A 20,452-nucleotide genomic window follows, 5' to 3' on the forward strand; every position below is an offset into this window, starting at 1 on the left:
AATGACAGTTAGGAAATTACTGCTTATTTATCATTAGCTCACGAATATATTTCACTGGCGCGCTGCCATAACTTAACAAGTTTTCGTGCCACTCTTTAAGCTTGAAAGCCTCGCCTTGTTGCAGCTTCATTTCCTCACGGAAATCATAAATCTCACGATAACCTGCATAGTAACTGGTTAATTGAACTTGACTTAAGGTCGCTCTGCGCCATTTTGATTCGGCTTCGGCGCGTTGCTGATAAGCTTCATTCATCAGCAAATCCAGTGCCGCTTGGCGCTCCATTCCCAGCACTTGAATACTGTAGTCCAGAATAGTGTTACAAATAACCCGTAAATTCCACTTGTAATACATTAACCACATTTCAGGCTCAAAGTTACCATAGCCTTCTTCAAGCATCATGCGCTCGGTGTATACCGCCCAACCTTCCACCATAGCGCCGTTACCAAACAGACTTTTAACTAATGACGGTGACTGATTTGAATACACTAACTGCGCATAATGCCCAGGAATGGCCTCGTGGATATTAAGAATTTGCAAAATCCAGTGATTGTATTCCCGTAAATAACTCTCGGCGGATTCTGCGTCCATGGCAGTCAGTGGCGTCACATTATAATAAGTGTTGCCGCGTTGCTCATAAGGGCCTGGGGCACTAATGGATGCACCCGCAAACCCGTCCATGTATTCTGGGGTTTTACGCACTAACAAAGGTTTAGAAGGATCTAAGCTGATTAACTCTTTGCTGTTAACAAAGGCCACTAACTCAGGTATTTGTCGCTCGACTTCAGTAACAAAATCTTCCGCCTTAACATGCTTAACCGACAAGTGATCAATCAATTGACGCACAGCTAATTGCTTATCACTCGGGATTGCCCCTTTAAAATATTTAGGCCATAAGTCCGTGGTGATTTTTACCATCTGCTGCTGAATTTGTGCTTTTTCGGACACCGCCTTTTGATATAGCTGCGCCGCAGTCATGCCCGATTGAATATCAAAGGCAAACTTTTGCTCGTAAAAATCGGCGCCAATTCTAAAGTCGCGAGCCCCCTGTTGCGTTAACTCGGTCTCAAGCGTCTTTAACCAATCAATATGTTGCTGCACCGCCAAGTTGGCAGCTTGCAATCTCACTTTAAACAATGCCTTTTGCGCATTAGTTAACGCGCAAGCTTCAACTTTGGCCAGTAAATCATCGGAGAAGACTGAAAATACGCCCTGATTTTGCAAAATGGCTAATTGTGTATGCTCTAAGGTCGGATCTTTAATGTTGTCTCGCGCCGCTGCGTAGTAAGCGGGCACACTTTGCAAACGCTCAAGTACGCTCACTAGACGCTGCTCTAGCGGCGCAAAATTCTCATTAATTATCTGCGCAAAACCACCAGCGACGTTATATTGCGAAGGATCCCACTGCCAAGATTTAAACTCATTGATTTCCCATTGCCATTGTTTAAGCAAATTTTCTATCAACAAGTAATCCGTGCGCTCGTTGGCTGACAATAAGGTGGGATTAAATCGCTGCAATTCTAGTAGTTTAGCGTTAACAAATGCCGAATGTTGTGCGCGGCTGTTAGCACTTGGCACTTCAAGCTTGCCATCGTATTGATGAAAGCCAGCGTACAAGGCCCACGTTGGCGCTTGTTGCCACAGTTGCTCAATAAACGATTGGCTAAAGGCAGTAAACCCCTGCTGCTCAGCGCCTAAGTTTGATAACTTCGCAGCTTGTGACTCTGCAGAATGATTGGATGCCAGTCCATTATTTTCAGCGGATTGACAAGCCACTAGCCCTAGTGACATAGCGAGTATGAGTGCAGATTTTTTCATTATTATTCCTTGCTAAACGCTTTGTGGGGAAACAGCGACTGCCGTTTGCCGGCCTATCTTTGATTGCTGCAGCCTTAATGGTATCCCTCGCCAAAAAGCTCACGCACATTGAAAGAAGTCAGATGCTGTCATTTGTGCTCACAAGTAAACCACAATCCCCAAAAAGTGTCAGTTGAACATCATTATTTGTTACATTTACTCAAAACTAGCTACCTATTAGTTAATGTTGGCATCAAGCTCCTGGCTGTTTGTAAGCTTATCAAGCGTAAAGCTTGCTGAAATCGGGTTGTGATCTGAGCTAAGAATGTTTTCAACCGAAACTGACGTTAAGGTTAAACCACGATAATAGAGATGATCTAAGGTAAGGCCAAAGACGCGCGTTCTATGATCATCCAGCGGCACGGCTTCACTCAGATTAAACTTTTCAATAAATTTCAGCACCATAGTTTGCCTAGCTTGGCGCCAAGTATTGAAATCACCAGCAATAATTAATGGTCCAGTATGGGTTTCAATGGCATCGGTTAAGGCCATTAATTGTGAATGAAAGCGTTTATTGCCCCATTCAAAATTGATGGAATGAATATTGACCACCAGCAAGGTCTGGCCATTAGACAAGGCATAATGAGTGACCAGTGCTGATTTAGGTAAGCGGATCCACGGCTCTTTAGCGAGCCAAGCACAAGATTCTAGTGCTGAGGCTTTAGCTATATTCATCACGCCATTAATGACATTAAAGCCGCTGAATGCTCGCGCCATCACAACTTCACTATGAGTTTTAGCTAAAAATGATTTGAGCGTTGGCGTTAAACTGGCTTCTTGCAATAACAGTAATTGATTGGCAGTCACCATTTTGGTGAGTTGTCCCTCCCATTGCGGTTTCTGCTGTTTATAAATATTCCACACCCCAATGCTTAACTTGCCCTGCTCATCCAGCGGCGTCACCATATTATTCACCACACACTGATTAACAAAATTGGCTTGCTGACCGTCAATACGAGCCGCGGCCGTTGTCGCAAATTGCTCAAACACATAACTAAAGGCAGTAACCCCAGCAATACTGACTACCGCTGTTAATACAATAAGCCTGCGCCATACTTTCTTCATGATTGAAAACCAAGATTTTTCTTGAGTATAACTGCCAACAGCCAAAGCTCGACTTAATAAATATTCATGAACAATAGCGCCATAAAGCCATTAACCTTCACTAACTTGCTTGGCGACATCTTCAATCACATTAAGTGCCTGTTCAAGCTGGTTTTTAATCACATAAGGCGCGGGGCCTAAGCGTAAATACTGCCCGCGACTATCTGAGCTTATACCGCGCTGTTTAAGGGCCTCAACCCAAGCATCAGCCTTAGGGGTAACGAGTGATATAAAACCGCCATTACCACTGATTGAGTGCGTTGGTAAACGCAATACTTCCGGCGCCAACGCCATAGAGTCAATACCTTGCCATAACAACTTGATCTGCTGCTGATTGATATGGCGCAGCCTAATGTCACTTAGTTGTTGCTGCTTAAAAAAATCAAACACAACAGCTGCGCGGTAGTGACTGCAAGGATCATAGGTCGAACCGGCAAATGCCGCTTGCCCGCGGCCGTAATTAACCTCACCGATCGCTTGATTTAACACATCAAATTCAGCAAACCAGCCGGTAATGAGTGGCCGACCATGATAATCTGGCGGAATGCGCAGCATGCAGTTACCTTCCCCTGCCTGACAATACTTGTAGCCGCCCGCCACAATAAAGGCTGACTCTAACTGCCATAATTCCAGATTAAAGGGCACTACGTTAAGCGCATGATAAGCATCCACAAGACAAGCAATTCCAAGGCTTTTAGCAGCTAAGGCCACTAGCCCAACATCACTAAAGATGACGCTGGTTTCAAAAAACACAGCGGAAACCATCACTGCAGCGGTAGCAGCATTAAGCTCATCTATAATGCGGCTCGCTAAGGTTTCAAGTGGCGCCACAGGCACACTGATAATATTGATATTCAATGACTTTAAGCTGTGCAATTGCCGCCGAAGTGAATGAAATTCGCCATCAGTGGTGACTATATTGATTGGCTTTGATGCTGACTGTTTGGCAGCTTTGTTCCAGTTCAAATCCGATAGAAAACGTAACATGAGTTCATGGGTCGAAGCCCCTAAGGCAATTTGCCCATGCGCCTCACCTAATAAGCCTCGATAAAACTCACGCATCCGCTCGGCCTGTGTAAAAGCCAAGCCCCATTTATCATCAATATGACAAGCTGCATCCTCAAAACACTGCAACATGCCATATTTGGCAATATCTGGCCAAGCTTGATGGGAGTGACCTGTGAGCAATATCCGCTCTGACACTTTAAATGCAGCATAATGAGGCGTCAGCTGACAAGCTAACTCATTAAATGATTCTGCTACGTTTACACTTGTAGGCACACCATCTGCCTTAGCTACTGCCTTAGCTACTGACTTAGCTATTGACTTAGTTATTGGCATAGGCATTTGTTTAGGCACTGGTTTATCCATGGGTACTTCCTTGGCAATGAGGATTTTCATGTAACTCATATGATTCTTTAAAGAGCCGAGCTTACAAATGGGTTCTTAATGCAAATAGTTCAGGGAAAAAACTGATATCTAAAGCTTTCTTTAAAAACCCAACCCCAGATGAGCCGCCAGTACCGCTTTTATTGCCAATAATACGCTGCACTGTGTACATATGTTTAAAGCGCCATTGCTGAAAACTATCTTCAATGTCGATAAGCTTTTCTGCCAATTCATAACATTCAAAATAGCGTTCAGGTTCGCGGTAAACCCTAAGCCATGCTTGCAACACACTATCATGGGCTTGATAAGCCAAACTCACATCGCGCGTTAGTACGCTGGCATCGTCTAACAATCCATGACGATTAAGTGATTGTAAAGTCACGTCATACAAGCTTGGGCTATGCAAAATGGTAGTTAATTCTTGATAAATCTCTGGCCGGTCTTGATGCACTGCCAGCAGGGCTGCATTTTTATTACCCAGTAAGAATTCAAGCTTTCGATAGCCACATGACTGAAATCCCGATGAATGCCCTAAGGCATCACGAAACTTAAGATAATCCACAGGGGTTAAGGTGGATAAAATCGACCAAGATTGAGTTAACTGATTAAAGATATGCTTAACTCGCGCTATCACCTTAAATGCATGGCCTGCGTTACCCGCTTGAATATTAGCAATCGCGCAGCTGACTTCATGCCCAGCCAGTTTAAGCCACAACTCACTGGTTTGATGAATAATAATAAACAGCATCTCATCATGCTCTGCGCTTAAGGGGTGCTGCGCACCTAGCACTTGTTCAAGATGAAGATAATCACCATATGACATCTCATTCTTAAAATCCGTATGGATATTAGTTTCAAGCTCACGATTATTCGTTAGTGGTGAGTCAACCTTAGCACTCACGGGTTCTGTGGATGTCTCAGATAATGACTCAGATAATGAATCAGATACTGACTGGTGGTTAGCATCGCTATTGGAATGGCTATATGGGCAAGGCACTGGCTGTTCCCTCATAATTGATGCTTTGGCTAACGCTAGCACTGATAAATCAACACTATAAGCCAAAGCATGCTGTTAACTCCTGTCTTCATACTAATCAGCCCACAGGCTAACAGCAATCCTTAGCGCAGAGCTAATAACCTCATGGCTGTAAAGCTATGCTAACAACAATAACCATCACTAACATTGGCACGAATGATGGCGAGGTAAAAAGGGATAGCTACAAAGGATATAAAGCTAAGTAGCCCTAGTTAACTTAGTTAAATAGCTTGGATAGCTTGGATAGCTTGGATAGCTTGGATAGCAAGTTTAAGTAACCGCTTAGGATATAGGGAGATGTTGACGGCTAACGTGCCAAGGCTGCCGGTCTACTTTGGGGAGTAACATCATACTGGCATTAAGAGCATACAGAGATTAAAACCATACAAGCATTAAGATCAGTTAGCGTTAATGCTTACTGATCTTAGGCAAAAGGATGCTAAACGCCGCCATTTACTTAGCAGAGTTCGTGGTGGATTTTACTTTTACGCGGTTATTGGTATCACGGCTCCGTTTAATGAGCTCATCACTGCCTTGCTTATTGGCCTTAGCCATACGGTCATAAAGCAAAACATTAACCGAAGCCGCCAAATTCATGCAGCCTTCTGTCGGTACATACACTACAGCATCAGCCTTATCGATAACCGCTTGGCTAATGGTGCCATCTTCGGGACCAAAGATATAAATGGCTTTGGCTGGATGCTCAAAATCCGGCAATGCTTGCGCGCCCACGACTAAATCGACACAAATAATCTTAACGTCATCAGCAAGACCGTCCAATAAATCGGTCACAGCCATTAACGGAATATTTTCGCGGGCACCTTGGGTGTCAGTATCATATTGAGTGTAATGAGCCGCAGCATACTGATAGCGCATACCGGTATAACGTACCTCTTGCGCACTATAACAGCCAGCTGCACGCATGACTCCGCCCACATTGGTAGGGCTTTTAGGGTTGGTTAGACCTATGATGATATGTGTATTAGCCATATTGACGTTTCTTCTGCTACGCAGCCCACAAAAAAGCGGTCATTCTTACTAACTAAGGCCAATAAAACAAGCATTACCGCCATAATTTATCCTGTACACTAACAAGCTGTAATGCTAAATGGGTAGTAGTAACCTTAGTTGCTTAGCCTTGTAGCCACAGGGTTAATGATCATCATTCCGCTTGAAGCAATGATGAGCTTGAAGCAATAATGATTTTATTTGATTACGACTCCTGAAGCATTTGAGAACAATTATCATAAGTCGTTATTTATAATCATTTTTTAACATGAAGTATTTTCATTGCAAGGTACACTAGCCATATATTCAAGCGGCCTGATGATGAACAAGGCGTTATTTACCTAGAGTGAGTGTAACTAAGTTGATGAGTGTCACCATGGAAATGAGATTAGAAGAACTATATCGCTTGCTAACCATAGCCGGCATTATGCTGTATTGGCTGGTGACCGCAGGTGTCACAGTGCGAATTGTCACCAAACGCCGCGCCATTGGCGTTGCACTCGCATGGATGCTGATTATTTTCGTGGTGCCCGTTGGCGGCATTATCGCCTACTTACTGTTTGGTGAATTGAACTTAGGCCGCAAACGCGCACAACGCGCTCGCGCCATGTTCCCCCCTTATGGTCAATGGTTTGCAAGCTTACATAAATGGCGTTTATATCAACCGCAAACCTTAAGCGCCTTTAGTCGCGAAATTAGCCATTTGTGTGAACGCCGCTTAGGCATACCGGCGCTGGCTGACAATCAGTTACAACTGATAAGCACGACCGATGCTATTTTAAAGCAATTAATCATAGATATTCATCAAGCAAACAGCAGCATTTCCATGGAGTTCTACATCTGGCACCCAGGCGGCCTTGCCGATGAAGTGGCCAACGCCTTAATTCAGGCGCATCAGCGCGGCGTAACCGTAAAAGTGCTGTTGGATGCTGCCGGCAGTGGTGCGTTTTTCAAGAGTCACTGGCCACAAATGATGAGAAATGCCGGTATACGGGTTAACGCTGCCCTGCCGGTATCGCCATTTCGCATGTTCTTTCAACGTATTGATTTACGTATGCATCGCAAAATTGTGGTCATAGATAATCGCATTGCCTATACAGGTTCGATGAATTTAGTCGATCCTGCTTTTTTCAAGCAAAATGCTGGCGTTGGCCAATGGATAGATGTGATGGTGCGGGTAACGGGCAGTAATGTGCCAGTGCTGCACTCTATTCATGCTTGGGACTGGGAAAGTGAAACTGGCGAGCGGGATTTGCCTGCCATACCTGAACTCAATGCCCATCATGACGATGCCATTAAAGACATGGTGCAAGTGATCCCCTCCGGGCCTGGCATGCCTGAAGCTATTATTCAGCAAGTATTGCTACAAAGTATTTATCAAGCAACTAGCAGCATTTCTATCACCACCCCCTACTTTGTGCCGAGCGAAGTCTTATTATTTGCCCTGTGCTCTGCGGCGCAGCGTGGATTAAAAGTCACCTTGATTATTCCCGATAAAAACGATTCTATGATGGTTGAATGGGCTAGCCGCTCATTCTTTAGTGAGTTACTTGATGCCGGCGTGCACATTCATAGGTTTCAAGGCGGTTTGCTGCACACAAAATCTGTCGTATTTGATGAACAATTTAGCCTGATAGGCACGGTTAACTTAGATATGCGCAGCCTTTGGCTTAACTTTGAAGTGACTTTAGCCGTAGATAATCTTGAATTTACTCAATCCTTGGTAGCACTGCATGATGGTTATCTCGACCACTGCATTAAGGTTAATCGTAAAGAGTGGAAAAATCGACGTATTCACAAGCGCTTTATGGAGCAATTTTTCTACTGGTTTAGCCCCTTGTTATAACCCTTGATTTAAGACCTAGATCTCTACCAACAACAAAGCCTGCAATTGCAGGCTTTTTATTAGCGTTTAAATCTTAACACAGGCTAAGCTTCCGGATTAGGATTATAACGGCTTGAACTGATAGTTACGTCACCCGTTAAGTTATTGTAAATCATTTCGATAGTTTCTTTATCCTGCTGAATGAGCTTAACGCCACGATAAATGCAAGTATTATCATCGTAGGTATAACCAACATCAACGTCAGCCGTCGCTAAATTATTATCTTCCACATAGGCTATTGATACATCGGTTTGTGTCAGCCCAAACCACACTTCTTCACAAGCAGTAAATTGGTGGGTTGTTGTGTTAGAAGTGGAATAGGGATACCCAGTTTCGGTAGAAGATACATTGCCATCTCCAAAATTAGGTAAGGCTGCAATTGGACCACTATTACCGCCCGTTAACCAACCAGAATGATACATCTTTACACCACTTTCAAAGGCCGTAAATTGCCCCATCAGCGCTGACTTAATCGCATCATCTTTCAAATCGATAAATTTAGGAATGGCAACCACAGCCAAGATCCCAAGAATAATAATTACTACCACTAATTCAATTAGAGTAAAACCAGATAACCGCCGACGCATACTATGAGTCCTATCTACAACGCTCGTTTTTGAGCCGCGATTATACTCCGTTACATTTCCAAAAATAACGTCACGACCATAGAAGACTAAATTATTCATTAATTATATCCAATAATTAATCTAAATTATTTTCAGCAAAAACCAGAATTTACACAATGCAAACTATTGATACTATTCAGCAAATAAAAGTTAACCGCAAAACCACAAACCTAGCCAAAGCCAATTAACTGTATATACAACCTGCATCACAGTTATTTAGCAAAAATATGTCGGGAAGCGCGGGAATATAGCTATAGAGAAACCAAATAAATTGGGAGAGTTCAACGCCTGCTTAGTGTAAATACTTCAGCATGTTAGCTAGCTCAATGTCATCATTCACTTAAGGCAAACGCGTAACCTTGCCCACACCGTTTAAATGATAAACCCGCACATAATCAATCAGTAACTTAGCGGGTAGCGGCGCGCTCACCTGCTGAGCCGTTTGCGCTTCGGTAAAAGTGCCGCCCACGGCGAGATTAAAAATAAGGTAGAAAGGTTCTAGTAACTCACTGGCATCAGCTGGGATTGCTATGGGACTGGCATACATATCATGCTCTTGGCCATCGTCGACAATAGTAAAGCGAATATGGCTAGCACCCCAATATAAGCGGTACACCACAAATCGCTCTGCCAGCGAATGTTTAGCCACATAAGCATTATCGTTTTGCCAAGCTGTCATGGCCGCGCAGGTGGGATTATCACTGGCACACGCAGCATCAGCATGAAAAATGACATTACTGCCCACATAATGATTACTATCAGCATTAGGGTGCTGCGCCATGGCTTTAGCTTGTTGATGCTGCCCCATTTCCATGATGTCGATTTCACCATTCTTAGGCCATGACTTATTATTCGCGCCAAGCATCCAAGCTGCAGGCCATAAACCGTCTTTCACAGCGGGGCTTTGCATTCGAATTTCCACCATGCCAAACTGCAAGTGAAGGCCTTGTTTGCTATCAACTTTTCCAGAATAAAAGGCTGGTAACTTACCACTAGGTCCGCGCTCAGCCTTTAATACTAAGGCGCGATTACCTGGCTCATTGGCAATATCTTCAATGCCGACATTATCTTGACGATAGTATTGCAATTCTTGATTGCCCCAGCCACATAAGTCTTGCCCTTGATGACAACCATTACCTTCACTCACTTGCCAAAGAGTGGTATCAAGGTGATTAAAGTTTTCTTCAAACAGTAATTCACCAATTTCAGGTGCTGTTTGCGCTTGCACGCTTAAGCTTAATACCGAACTTAAACCGATATGAATCAACCACAAATATCGAACTCTACCTAAGCACATCGCATACCCTAGCCGCTAAGAAATATTTCAATCATCTTAGCGCGAGCAAAGCGAAGCAAACAGCATAATGTTCAAGCGATTAACGTTAAGCCTCTGCGGGCGTTAGCAATAACCTTATGAATGACAAGGAAGGAGATTAAACTAAGATTTTGAAATGACGAGATTAGTAAGTCACTAAGATCAAAGCTGACTTTACTGTAGTGTCCTAGCTTTCACTATCAAGCAACTGTGCCACTTAATCTATTTGCAGATTAAATAACATATTTGCACTAAGGTGTTGTATTTGCCGCTGGTAAGTTAAACGTCAGATTGAACCAAGCTTTTAATTTTAGAGGCTTTTTCAAAGTGATCTAACCTATGAGTTTCAATCCACCATCTAGCAACTTCCATTAAAACTTCTGGTTCATCATTTTTATTTTTAAAAAATGCATAAAAAGAGACGCCAACATCCAGACCTTTCATCGCTATCTTTTGATCACAAACTTGGATGATTTTTTGTCTTAGTTCTTTTCTCAAATCGACCTCGCCAACCAAAAATTAGTCACTAAGCGCTGTAACTATCAGATTTCTACTGTATCACCAATGAATTATATCGCTGTATTTTTATAGCTAATGCTTGCAAGTGATTGATGAAAAGTAACAAAAAGGGATTTGATAAGATGGCCAATGAATTAAGGCCACGGCATACAATATGTAGTTGCAAAATGATAGTTGCTTAGTCATAAGAACCTAAAAGCAGACAACAAAAAAGCCGCTGATAGTCAGCGGCTTTTTTGTTTCAATATGGCGGTGAGGGAGGGAGTCGAACCCTCGATACGTTACCGTATACACACTTTCCAGGCGTGCTCCTTCGGCCACTCGGACACCTCACCAAATTGTTTGTTCTTACTGTCTTTCTTTTATCAGTTGTATTTAAACTTTTAGTTTTTTAACTGATTACCTTTCGGTACTAGCCGCAAACACAGTGCAACTAGTTAAAATATGGCGGTGAGGGAGGGAGTCGAACCCTCGATACGTTACCGTATACACACTTTCCAGGCGTGCTCCTTCGGCCACTCGGACACCTCACCAGTATTGGTCTCAGAATAAGTTGCAATGCATATCTACAACTTCACTAAGGCAACGGAGCGGTACTTTACGCAAAAGTGCTGTGGTTATCAAGGGAAAAAACCGCTAACGCGCACGTTTGCCCGCAGAATGAACAATCTAAGACAAAAGAGGCAGCATGCTGAATTATCTGCGCTTTTTTAATACGAAAAACCCGCCAATGGCGGGTTTTGGATTAGTGTTATAATGGAGTGTTAGAAGCAGATCCGCAGTCACGCGACACAGCTTCTCAACTCCCTAAACCCAGTTACGCGTTACCTTTAACTTTGACATTAAGCTCCGCGGCAAAATTAAGCATACGATCGAGTGGCAATTTGGCGCGCTCACGTAAACTTTCATCTACAACAATTTCATGAGATGACTTATCAGTATCAGCCAGCGCTGATTTAATGGCTTGCAAACCATTCATGGCCATCCATGGGCAATGGGCGCAGCTGCGGCACGTAGCGCCCTCACCGCCCGTAGGCGCTTCAATTAAGGTTTTACCCGGCGCGGCTTGCTGCATCTTATAGAAAATGCCCTTATCGGTAGCCACAATAAAAGTATCATTGCTCATGGTTTTAGCCGCATTGATCAATTGGCTGGTAGAGCCCACAGCATCGGCCATTTCCACCACACTGGCTGGCGACTCAGGGTGCACCAACACGGCAGCATTAGGATACTGCATTTTTAACCGAGCCAAGGCTTGGGCTTTAAATTCATCATGAACAATACATTCGCCCTGCCATAACAGCATATCGGCGCCAGTTTGCTTGGCAATATAGCTGCCTAAGTGTCTATCTGGACCCCACAGAATTTTTTTGCCTTCGCTATCTAAATGCTCAACAATTTCAAGGGCAATACTTGAAGTCACTACCCAATCAGCGCGGGCTTTTACTGCCGCAGAGGTATTGGCATACACAACAACGGTATGATCTGGGTGGGCGTCGCAAAACGCACTGAAGCTTTCTATCGGACAGCCCAAATCTAGCGAGCAAGTAGCTTCTAAGGTTGGCATTAATACAGTTTTTTCTGGGCTTAAAATCTTAGCTGTTTCGCCCATAAACTTAACCCCTGCCACAATCAGGGTTTGCGCTGGATGATCGCGGCCAAAGCGTGCCATTTCTAACGAATCAGAAACACAGCCACCGGTTTCTTCGGCTAAGGCTTGGATTTCTGGGTCAGTATAATAATGGGCAACCAGTACCGCATTATGCTGGGCAAGTAAGGATTTGATCTCAGCTTTATAGGCTGCTCGTTGGCTATCATCCAAGGGCGCAGGCTTGGGCGGAAAACGAAAATCTATGCTAGAAAGAGTAAAAGCTGAGTGTTCCATAAAAATTCCAACGTCAAACAAGTGTCCTGATTATAAAGAAATGCGATATATGAAACAAACCTTTCTGCTGCGACTTAGGCATCAAAAAAAGGCGCCGTAGCGCCTTCAATTGAACTCAGATAAACAGTAATGCTGTTAACTTCCGACCGAGCGATTAGCGCATTGCCATCAACATGGTTTGCGGTTGCTCAAGATACGACTTCCACAAGTTACAAAAACGCGCCACTGTGCCGCCATCAATCACTCTATGATCGCCAGACCAGCTAATCTGCATTATTTGCCTTGCCTCTACCTCGCCCTTAGCATTAAAGCGCGGCAAGGCTTGTACCCGCCCTAAGGCGACAATCGCCACTTCTGGCTTATTGATAATAGGCGTAGCCACAGTGCCACCAATGGCACCAATATTAGAAATGGTGATAGTGCCTTGTTTTAAATCATTAGGGCTTACTCGGCCGCTTCTGGCGTCATCGGTTAAGCGGGTAATGTCACGGGCGATATCAATAATCGATTTAGTTTGTACTTGCTTAACATTGGGTACCAACAAGCCAATTTTGGAATCCACCGCCATGCCAATATTATGGTCACTTAAATAGGTAAGCTCAGTGCAATCATTATTTACTCGGCTATTCATGAGCGGAAATTGTGTAAGAGCAAGCGACATTGCCTTCATAAAAAACGGCATCATAGTGAGCTTATAATCTGCGGTTTGGTATTGCTGCTTCATTGCTTGACGCAGTGCTATGAGTTCAGTTAAATCAAGCTCTTCACAATAAGTAAAGTGCGGGATAGTCGCGACAGATTCAGCCATTAAGCGTGCCATCACAGCCTTAACCCCTTTAATGGCTTCAGTGCGATTACTATTCGTTGTCAGCTCATTAACACTTAACGCGGTTTCAGGCGTGGTTGAAGCTAGCGCAGCGTTAGCACCACTAGTAACTTCGTTAACCATAGCAAGCGGTGCCGTTTGGCTCGGTGAATATGGCGCTTGATGATACTTTTCAACATCCTCTTTATACACGCGCCCGTGTTTCCCTGAGCCTGTGACTGCCGCTAAATTAATATCTAAACTGCGGGCTAAGCGCCTTACAGCTGGGCTTGCTAATACTTTACCTAGCGCTATATGTTGCGTTGTCTGTAGTTCTATTTGTTGCTGTGCTGTGCCCTGCATAGCTATTACAGACGGTGCACTTGGCGCTTGTTGAGTGACATTAGCCGCTTGCGATAACGCATATGGTTCAGGTTCAGATTGAGGTTGAATTTGTGCAGGCGCTACTTTTTTGGCAACGGCAATGGCATATAAAGGCGAATGCACTTTAGCTAATTGCCCTTTACGATAATAAAAATGGCGGATTTGACCGTCACTTAGCGCAGGAATTTGTACTAAGGCTTTATCTGTCATGACATCACAAATAGGCTCATCTTCTTTAACCCAATCGCCTTCACTGACTAACCATTCCACCAATTCGCACTCGACTATGCCTTCGCCTATATCTGGCAATAAAAAATCTTCCAGCGTGATAGATGGCTCACTACTAACGTGTGCGCTTTGGCTCGCGGCAATTTGATTTGTATTGACCGTGCGACTACAAGCAGCATTATTGCCAGCAATCTCAGCTTGTTGTTCAAACCCTGCTTCGGTGTTAACCGCGGCTTGGGGGTTAATCACAGTCTGGCCTTCAACATTAATGGCATACAAGGGCTGATGCACCTTAGCGAGTTCACCTTTAGCGTAATAAAGCTTAGAAATAACGCCTGCGAGTGGCGCTGGAATTTGCACTAAGGCCTTATCTGTCATGACATCACAAATAGGCTGATCTTCAGCCACCTTATCACCCACAGCCACTAGCCATTCGACGAGTTCACATTCAACCACGCCTTCGCCTATGTCAGGCAAAATAAAATCTGTCATCTTGATTTCCCTAATAAGCCAAGCTGGCCTTGATAGCTTCAAAGGTCTTTAAGCTATCTGGCATATATTCTTTTTCATGGCATAACGGATATGGCGTATCTAAGCCGCACACACGCGCTATGGGTGACTCTAACGACAAGAAACATTCTTGTTGAATAGTGGCAGCTATCTCGCCGGCAAAACCGCCGGTTAATGGCGCTTCGTGATTGATTAATAAGCGCCCTGTTTTACGCACAGAATCCGCGACGGTATTAACGTCCCAAGGCGCCAGAGTTTTTAAATCAATGACTTCACAAGAAATGCCTATGTCAGCGGCCATGGCCGCTGCTTGCTCAACAATTTCCATTTGTGCACCCCAAGCCAGTACCGTGATATCAGTGCCTGGTGTCACAACTTCAGCTTGTCCTAGCGCTATGGTATATGCATGCTCGGGCACGTCACTCACCGACGCGCGATATAAACGCTTAGGTTCAAAGAAGATAACAGGATTAGGATCGGCAATGGCTGCTAACAGCAAGCCTTTGGCCTCATAAGCATTGCGCGGCACGACCACTTTTAAACCTGGGGTATGGATAAAATAAGCTTCGGGTGATTGCGAGTGATAATGACCGCCAGCAATGCCGCCGCCGTATGGCGTTCTAAAGGTTAAACCACCAACATTAAACTCATTGCCACTGCGATACCTAAACTTGGCCGATTCATTCACTATTTGATCGAAAGCTGGGAAAATGTAATCAGCGAACTGAATTTCAGCCACAGCTGTCATACCGACTGAGGCTAAGCCATTGGCAAAACCGGCAATACCTTGCTCGGTGAGCGGCGTGTTAAAGCAGCGCGCCTTACCAAAGCTATCTTGCAAGCCAGAAGTAGCTCTAAAAACCCCACCAAAATGCCCCACATCTTCACCAAACACCACCATCCTGGCGTCAGCCGTCATCGCTGTCATTAAGGCCTGATTAATGGCCTGTAACATATTAATTTGCGCCACAGTTACAGCCTCCCTGCCGTTTTTGGATACGATTTTGGATACTTAGCGATATGTTGCTTGAGACTATCGAGCTGTTGCTGCAAGTTAGCACTTGGCGTGTCGTAGACATCATTAATTAATTCATCGATTACTGGGGCGGGGATTTTCTCTGCCACTTTCACCGCGGCAAGTACTTGCTCGCGATAGGATTGAGTCATGGCTTGATCTTGCTCTTCACTCAACCACCCTTTACTCAATAACCATAATTTAAACCGCTGCACTGGGTCATGCTCGCGCCACTTAGCCTCTTCTTCCCGTGAACGATAACCGCTAGGATCATCGGATGACGAATGCGCGCCTAAACGGTAAGTCATAGCTTCAATCAATACCGGCGCATTATGTTTTAAGGCATAAGCCCGCGCTTCTTGAGTGGCGGCGAGTACCGCTAACATATCATTACCATCCACACGTATAGTGCGAATACCATAGCCTAAGCCGCGACTAGCAATACCGTCACCAGCATACTGCTCAGAGGTAGGGGTCGAAATGGCGTAACCATTATTACGACAAAAGAAAATCACTGGCGCTTGATGCACAGCCGCTAAGTTCAAGCCGGCGTGAAAATCGCCTTCAGAGGCTGCGCCCTCACCAAAGTAGCAAATAGCCACGTTGTGCTTGCCTTGCATTTTAAGGCCATAAGCCACACCGCTTGCTTGCGGAATTTGCGTGCCAAGGGGGGAAGAAATGGTCTGGTAATGCAACGCCGCACTGCCGTAATGAATTGGCATTTGCCGACCTTTGCCCAGATCTTTTTCATTGCTAAACATCTGATTCATAAATTGTTCAATGGTAAAGCCACGGAAGCGAATCGCTGCGTGCTCACGATATTGCGCCAAGATGACATCATCATCCGCTAACGCCGCAACACTGCCAACAACCGCCGCTTCTTCGCCAGTGCAGGTCATGTAAAAACTGATACGACCTTGACGCTGGGCAGCCAGCATCCGCTCATCTAATACCCGAGTAAATACGCAGGTATCATAAATTTTCATCGCAAGCGATTTTTCTATCACAGGCGGCGTAGCGCCATCATATAAAATACCGTCAGCTTGCAGTAATTTTAAGATGGGATAAGTGACAGTGCTTTCATCAAAAAAATTCACTTTATGAGTTACCGCTCTGGCGGCTTCTTTCTTCCGTGTTACCATATTATTTGCTGCTCTTTGGTCGGCGAAATCAATCGCTTGAATGATAAAGTTAACGCACAACCAAAACATTACGTTAACGTAAACTACGGATCAATCCATTCACACCTGAGTCACTTAATTGTTAACAGCTTGATGTGTCTAAAATAGTTTACAGCCACTGCACATCCTGCGCGGGTTGCAAGCAAATCAAGGCACGCTGGCCTTTAGGAACATCCGCATTGGGGAACACTATCACTTCAAATTCAGCTTCAACGACTACCGCTTGCTCATTATCAAACGCTAAGGTTGCGCCTTGCTCAAACCGGCTGAAATTACATAAGTCTTTGGCAAAATTTAAGCGAAATTCATCATGCTGCTTCACTATGCTGCGACTGACCTGATAAATATTTATTTTGGCTAAATCAAACTCATGATGAGTGCTAGCGACTGACTCACTAATAATGGCGCGGGTCGCACAGTCAAATTCAGCAAACTGACGTAAATCGTTCTGCCCCATAGGCAGCACCTTGCCAAGCTCTATGGTAAAAGCGTGCGCGTCAAATTCATGGGCAGAGAAATAACTAAAGGTGGTGGTTGGGCCATTATGCAGCAGCACAGTATCTATACCTGCTTGCTGCAAAAACTGCAGCTGCGCTTGATAATAAGGTTTGCTATCTGGATAAGGATAAATGGCAAATTGTGGATGAACTGAACCGCGAATAGCTGTGTGAAGATCATAATGCAGACGGTTACGCTCACCACTGGGGGCTTTAGCGTAAAAACGACGAACATAACCTTCGAGCGCTTTGGCGCGGTGACGCTCTTTATTGACAAGACCCGGTTGACGCGAATGCTCGCCACTAAATAAACGGTTTAGATTCTCTTCAACAATTCGAGTGCTGTGGTGAATCGCCTGCGGATTACCAAAAATAAATAACACCCGCTGCGCAACGGCTAATGTGCCATTCACAATATCGGCAATCATTTTATTACATAACTCAATTGGCGCAGTTTCGTTACCATGCACGCCGCTTGAAAGCACTAGATCCGTGTGAGTTTTGCAAGTGATCGCTGGCTCAACCAGCAATACTCCAGTATCCCAAATACTGATGCGAGTTCCATTTTCTAACGTCACCGGGCCTTCAGCGCCCAGATAATACGGGTTAGCTAAGGTAATGGCTAAAAAATCATGAAAGGTCCGTAAGGTCTTTAACATGTTACATCCCTTATATAATTATTAACTTGTTGATTTAATTTTACTGCGAGAATACTAACACAAACTTAATGACTTTCGGGAGCCATCACGCAAAAACGCGTGATAAACCTAGGACCTAGTTGAAATTTTTCTCAGGTAGATGTATTGCAATTCATCTAACGCTTGCGCACTATCTAGCCATCTGGATGGTAAACTCACCACACATCACCATAATTAATTAACAAGGAGCCGAGTATGGCGCGTGCAACCTTTGGAGCAGGATGTTTTTGGGGCGTGGAATATTTTTTCAAGCAAATCGATGGCGTTAATCAAACTCGTTGCGGTTACATGGGTGGCAAGATAGAAAATCCAGAGTATCAACAAGTTAAGACAGGAACTAGCGGCCACGCCGAAGTGGTAGAAGTCGAATTTGATCCACAGCTAGTAAGTTTTGAGCAGTTACTCGCGATTTTTTGGGCCAACCATAACCCCACCACACTCAATCAACAAGGTGGAGATATGGGCAGTCAGTATCGCAGTGTGGTGTTTTTTCACGATAAACAACAGAAACAACAAGCTGAAAGCGCTAAGTTGCAGCTAATGAAAAGTGGCCGTTGGGGAAGCCGCCAGATAGTCACCGAAGTGGTGCCTGTGTGCCATTTTTACCCAGCTGAAGATTATCATCAAAACTATCTTGAAAAAAATGAACTACCTAGTTGCCACATTTATTATGGTTAATTTGGGCTAATGCCTCTAACTCATGCCTGATTACCAATGGTGAGTGGCTTGCACAGCGCCCAAGTTAATTAACTTAAGTTAGTTTAAATACAGCGCAAAAAAAATTGGCGCCATCTCAACGATGGCGCCAATCATAATTATCCATCCAAACAATGGCTCAATTAACCTTTAAGCGCATTATCCATGATGATTTTAGCTTCTTGTTGCAGTTGACTTAAATGCTCAGCGCTCACAAAACTTTCAGCATAAAGTTTAAATAGTGGCTCGGTACCCGATGGTCTGGCGGCAAACCAACCATTGGCCGTGGTCACTTTAAGTCCGCCGATGGCTGCATTATTGCCTGGCGCATGGGTTAGCACAGCTGTGATGTCATCGCCTGCGAGTTGGCTCACAGTCACGCAATCACGGCTTACCTGACTAAAACGCGCCTTCTTCTTAGCATTAATTGGGCTATCGATACGCTGATAAACGCTAGTCCCTAACGCTTGACACAATTCATGGTAACGCTCAGCCGGCGTTTTACCGGTAACAGCTATGATTTCAGCGGCTAACAGCCCTAAAATGAAACCATCTTTATCGGTGCACCACGTTTGGCCATCGCGCTGCAACATACTGGCGCCCGCGCTTTCTTCACCACCAAACAAGATACTGCTATTGGCTAAACCATCAACAAACCATTTAAAGCCCACTGGCACTTCCAGTAATTGCCGGCCATGCGAGGCGCAAATTCTGTCGATCATAGCGCTAGACACTAAGGTCTTGCCCACAGCCGCAGTACTTGGCCAATCAGGTCTATGACTCAGTAAATAGTCGATGGCAACCGCTAAAAAGTGATTAGGATCCATCAAACCGCCAGTAACACTAGCGCTATCTGGACACACTATGCCGTGGCGATCAAAATCAGGATCGTTGGCAATACATACATCAAATTGGTTACGTGCAGGCACTACGCCTGCCATAGCCATGTTTGAAGAGCAGTCCATGCGCACTTTGCCGTCTTTATCTAACGGCATAAAGCTAAAGGTCGGATCTAGCTTGTCATTAATAACTGTAATATCTAAGCCGTAATGCTTGGCAATCTTTGACCAATAATGTATGCCTGAACCACCGAGTGGATCAACGCCAATACGTACCTTGCCTTTAGCAATAGCTTGCATATCAATCACATCTTGTAACTGACTGATATACGGCGTGTACAAGTCACGATATTCAACGCCGCCAGCACTGATGGCTAAGTGATAGTTTACCCGTTTAACTCCTTGCATTTGCTGCTGCAAATACAAGTTAGCTTTAGCTTCAATCCAAGCGGTAGCATGGCTATCAGCAGGTCCACCATGGGGCGGGTTATATTTAATGCCGCCATCAGAAGGTGGATTGTGCGATGGCGTGATTATCAAGCCATCCATCAAATCGCTATTGCCAAGTGCTTTTACATTGTGGTTATGGGCAACTAAATAGCGCGACACCACGGGCGTTGGCGTAAAACCATCATCTTGTTGAGCAATCACCACCACTTGGTTAGCCACTAATACTTCAACCACAGAACGAAAGGCGGCGCGCGATAAGGCGTGTGTATCTATACCCACTAACATAGGTCCTAGCAGCCCCTGTTCACGGCGATAATCCACCACGGCCTGGGTGATAGCCCAAATATGCAATTGATTAAAGCTTGAATGCGCTGCGCAGCCTCTGTGCCCCGAAGTGCCAAAGGCGACACGTTGACTCGCGTCATCCACACTTGGCACGCGCGTGTAGTAATCAGCCATTAAGCTTGGTAAATCAATTAAGTCTTGCGCTTGTGCGAGCTGACCGGCTCTTGGATGTAATGCCACGG

Annotated in this window: 16 protein-coding genes and 2 tRNA genes; 2 read left to right on the forward strand and 16 right to left on the reverse strand. The window is 44.6% G+C overall.

Features of this window, described 5'->3' with window-relative positions:
• Window positions 1-16: 16 nt before the first annotated feature.
• The 5 genes from AC1HDP_RS04360 to AC1HDP_RS04380 all read right to left on the reverse strand — a co-directional run bounded on the left by AC1HDP_RS04360 (window position 17) and on the right by AC1HDP_RS04380 (window position 6,374).
• Entirely contained in the window at window positions 17-1,816 is a 1,800-nt protein-coding gene (locus AC1HDP_RS04360) for a DUF885 domain-containing protein (protein ID WP_479637806.1), read from the reverse strand.
• Between the two features lie 216 nt (window positions 1,817-2,032).
• Window positions 2,033-2,920, reverse strand: coding sequence for an endonuclease/exonuclease/phosphatase family protein (locus AC1HDP_RS04365; RefSeq protein WP_479637807.1), 888 nt, complete (start codon window positions 2,918-2,920; stop codon window positions 2,033-2,035).
• A gap of 90 nt (window positions 2,921-3,010) precedes the next feature.
• Entirely contained in the window at window positions 3,011-4,330 is a 1,320-nt protein-coding gene (locus AC1HDP_RS04370) for a kynureninase (RefSeq protein WP_479637808.1), read from the reverse strand.
• Window positions 4,331-4,391: 61 nt separating this feature from the next.
• Window positions 4,392-5,360, reverse strand: coding sequence for a tryptophan 2,3-dioxygenase (locus tag AC1HDP_RS04375; RefSeq protein WP_479637809.1), 969 nt, complete (start codon window positions 5,358-5,360; stop codon window positions 4,392-4,394).
• Window positions 5,361-5,837: 477 nt separating this feature from the next.
• Complete coding sequence (locus tag AC1HDP_RS04380; protein ID WP_479637810.1) at window positions 5,838-6,374, reverse strand: RNA methyltransferase; 537 nt, start codon at window positions 6,372-6,374, stop codon at window positions 5,838-5,840.
• 394 nt (window positions 6,375-6,768) lie between these two features.
• Here AC1HDP_RS04380 and cls point away from each other — a divergent pair, with 394 nt between their 5' ends.
• Window positions 6,769-8,238, forward strand: coding sequence for a cardiolipin synthase (gene cls, locus AC1HDP_RS04385; RefSeq protein ID WP_479637811.1), 1,470 nt, complete (start codon window positions 6,769-6,771; stop codon window positions 8,236-8,238).
• Between the two features lie 83 nt (window positions 8,239-8,321).
• Here cls and AC1HDP_RS04390 read toward each other — a convergent pair whose 3' ends face one another.
• The 10 genes from AC1HDP_RS04390 to astE form a co-directional block, all read right to left on the reverse strand.
• Window positions 8,322-8,963 (reverse strand): type II secretion system protein, encoded by a 642-nt coding sequence (locus AC1HDP_RS04390; RefSeq protein ID WP_479637812.1) that lies wholly within the window; start codon window positions 8,961-8,963, stop codon window positions 8,322-8,324.
• A gap of 280 nt (window positions 8,964-9,243) precedes the next feature.
• On the reverse strand, window positions 9,244-10,176 hold the full coding sequence (locus AC1HDP_RS04395) for a glycoside hydrolase family 16 protein (RefSeq protein WP_479637813.1): 933 nt from the start codon (window positions 10,174-10,176) through the stop codon (window positions 9,244-9,246).
• 321 nt (window positions 10,177-10,497) lie between these two features.
• Window positions 10,498-10,716, reverse strand: a complete 219-nt coding sequence (locus tag AC1HDP_RS04400; RefSeq protein WP_140932675.1) for a DUF6500 family protein — start codon at window positions 10,714-10,716, stop codon at window positions 10,498-10,500.
• 268 nt (window positions 10,717-10,984) lie between these two features.
• Window positions 10,985-11,072, reverse strand: a tRNA-Ser gene (locus AC1HDP_RS04405).
• Window positions 11,073-11,182: 110 nt separating this feature from the next.
• Window positions 11,183-11,270, reverse strand: a tRNA-Ser gene (locus tag AC1HDP_RS04410).
• A 284-nt stretch (window positions 11,271-11,554) separates the two neighbouring features.
• Window positions 11,555-12,622, reverse strand: a complete 1,068-nt coding sequence (nadA, locus tag AC1HDP_RS04415) for a quinolinate synthase NadA (RefSeq protein WP_479637814.1) — start codon at window positions 12,620-12,622, stop codon at window positions 11,555-11,557.
• Between the two features lie 154 nt (window positions 12,623-12,776).
• The gene (locus AC1HDP_RS04420; RefSeq protein ID WP_479637815.1) at window positions 12,777-14,531 is read right to left on the reverse strand and encodes a dihydrolipoyllysine-residue acetyltransferase; all 1,755 of its coding nucleotides are present in this window, start codon (window positions 14,529-14,531) and stop codon (window positions 12,777-12,779) included.
• 10 nt (window positions 14,532-14,541) lie between these two features.
• A complete protein-coding gene (locus AC1HDP_RS04425) occupies window positions 14,542-15,519 on the reverse strand; it encodes an alpha-ketoacid dehydrogenase subunit beta (RefSeq protein WP_479637816.1) in 978 nt (325 codons plus the stop codon).
• A 2-nt stretch (window positions 15,520-15,521) separates the two neighbouring features.
• Window positions 15,522-16,706 carry a thiamine pyrophosphate-dependent dehydrogenase E1 component subunit alpha gene (locus AC1HDP_RS04430; RefSeq protein WP_479637817.1) on the reverse strand — a complete coding sequence of 395 codons (1,185 nt, stop codon included), beginning with the start codon at window positions 16,704-16,706 and terminating at the stop codon, window positions 15,522-15,524.
• A 148-nt stretch (window positions 16,707-16,854) separates the two neighbouring features.
• Window positions 16,855-17,901 (reverse strand): succinylglutamate desuccinylase, encoded by a 1,047-nt coding sequence (gene astE / locus AC1HDP_RS04435; protein WP_479637818.1) that lies wholly within the window; start codon window positions 17,899-17,901, stop codon window positions 16,855-16,857.
• A 234-nt stretch (window positions 17,902-18,135) separates the two neighbouring features.
• Here astE and msrA point away from each other — a divergent pair, with 234 nt between their 5' ends.
• Window positions 18,136-18,618 (forward strand): peptide-methionine (S)-S-oxide reductase MsrA, encoded by a 483-nt coding sequence (gene msrA / locus AC1HDP_RS04440; RefSeq protein ID WP_479637819.1) that lies wholly within the window; start codon window positions 18,136-18,138, stop codon window positions 18,616-18,618.
• Between the two features lie 161 nt (window positions 18,619-18,779).
• Here msrA and pgm read toward each other — a convergent pair whose 3' ends face one another.
• Window positions 18,780-20,450 carry a phosphoglucomutase (alpha-D-glucose-1,6-bisphosphate-dependent) gene (gene pgm / locus AC1HDP_RS04445; RefSeq protein ID WP_479637820.1) on the reverse strand — a complete coding sequence of 557 codons (1,671 nt, stop codon included), beginning with the start codon at window positions 20,448-20,450 and terminating at the stop codon, window positions 18,780-18,782.
• Between the last annotated feature and the right edge of the window lie 2 nt (window positions 20,451-20,452).

Source organism: Shewanella sp. ISS20 (genome assembly GCF_056522965.1).

Excerpts from the sequence above, each read along its gene's own strand:
- AC1HDP_RS04360 (WP_479637806.1), bottom strand. The coding sequence starts at position 1,816 with ATGAAAAAATCTGCACTCATACTCGCTATGTCACTAGGGCTAGTGGCT.
- AC1HDP_RS04365 (WP_479637807.1), bottom strand. The coding sequence starts at position 2,920 with ATGAAGAAAGTATGGCGCAGGCTTATTGTATTAACAGCGGTAGTCAGT.
- AC1HDP_RS04370 (WP_479637808.1), bottom strand. The coding sequence starts at position 4,330 with ATGGATAAACCAGTGCCTAAACAAATGCCTATGCCAATAACTAAGTCA.
- AC1HDP_RS04375 (WP_479637809.1), bottom strand. The coding sequence starts at position 5,360 with ATGAGGGAACAGCCAGTGCCTTGCCCATATAGCCATTCCAATAGCGAT.
- AC1HDP_RS04380 (WP_479637810.1), bottom strand. The coding sequence starts at position 6,374 with ATGGCTAATACACATATCATCATAGGTCTAACCAACCCTAAAAGCCCT.
- cls (WP_479637811.1), top strand. The coding sequence starts at position 6,769 with ATGGAAATGAGATTAGAAGAACTATATCGCTTGCTAACCATAGCCGGC.
- AC1HDP_RS04390 (WP_479637812.1), bottom strand. The coding sequence starts at position 8,963 with ATGAATAATTTAGTCTTCTATGGTCGTGACGTTATTTTTGGAAATGTA.
- nadA (WP_479637814.1), bottom strand. The coding sequence starts at position 12,622 with ATGGAACACTCAGCTTTTACTCTTTCTAGCATAGATTTTCGTTTTCCG.
- AC1HDP_RS04420 (WP_479637815.1), bottom strand. The coding sequence starts at position 14,531 with ATGACAGATTTTATTTTGCCTGACATAGGCGAAGGCGTGGTTGAATGT.
- AC1HDP_RS04430 (WP_479637817.1), bottom strand. The coding sequence starts at position 16,706 with ATGGTAACACGGAAGAAAGAAGCCGCCAGAGCGGTAACTCATAAAGTG.
- astE (WP_479637818.1), bottom strand. The coding sequence starts at position 17,901 with ATGTTAAAGACCTTACGGACCTTTCATGATTTTTTAGCCATTACCTTA.
- msrA (WP_479637819.1), top strand. The coding sequence starts at position 18,136 with ATGGCGCGTGCAACCTTTGGAGCAGGATGTTTTTGGGGCGTGGAATAT.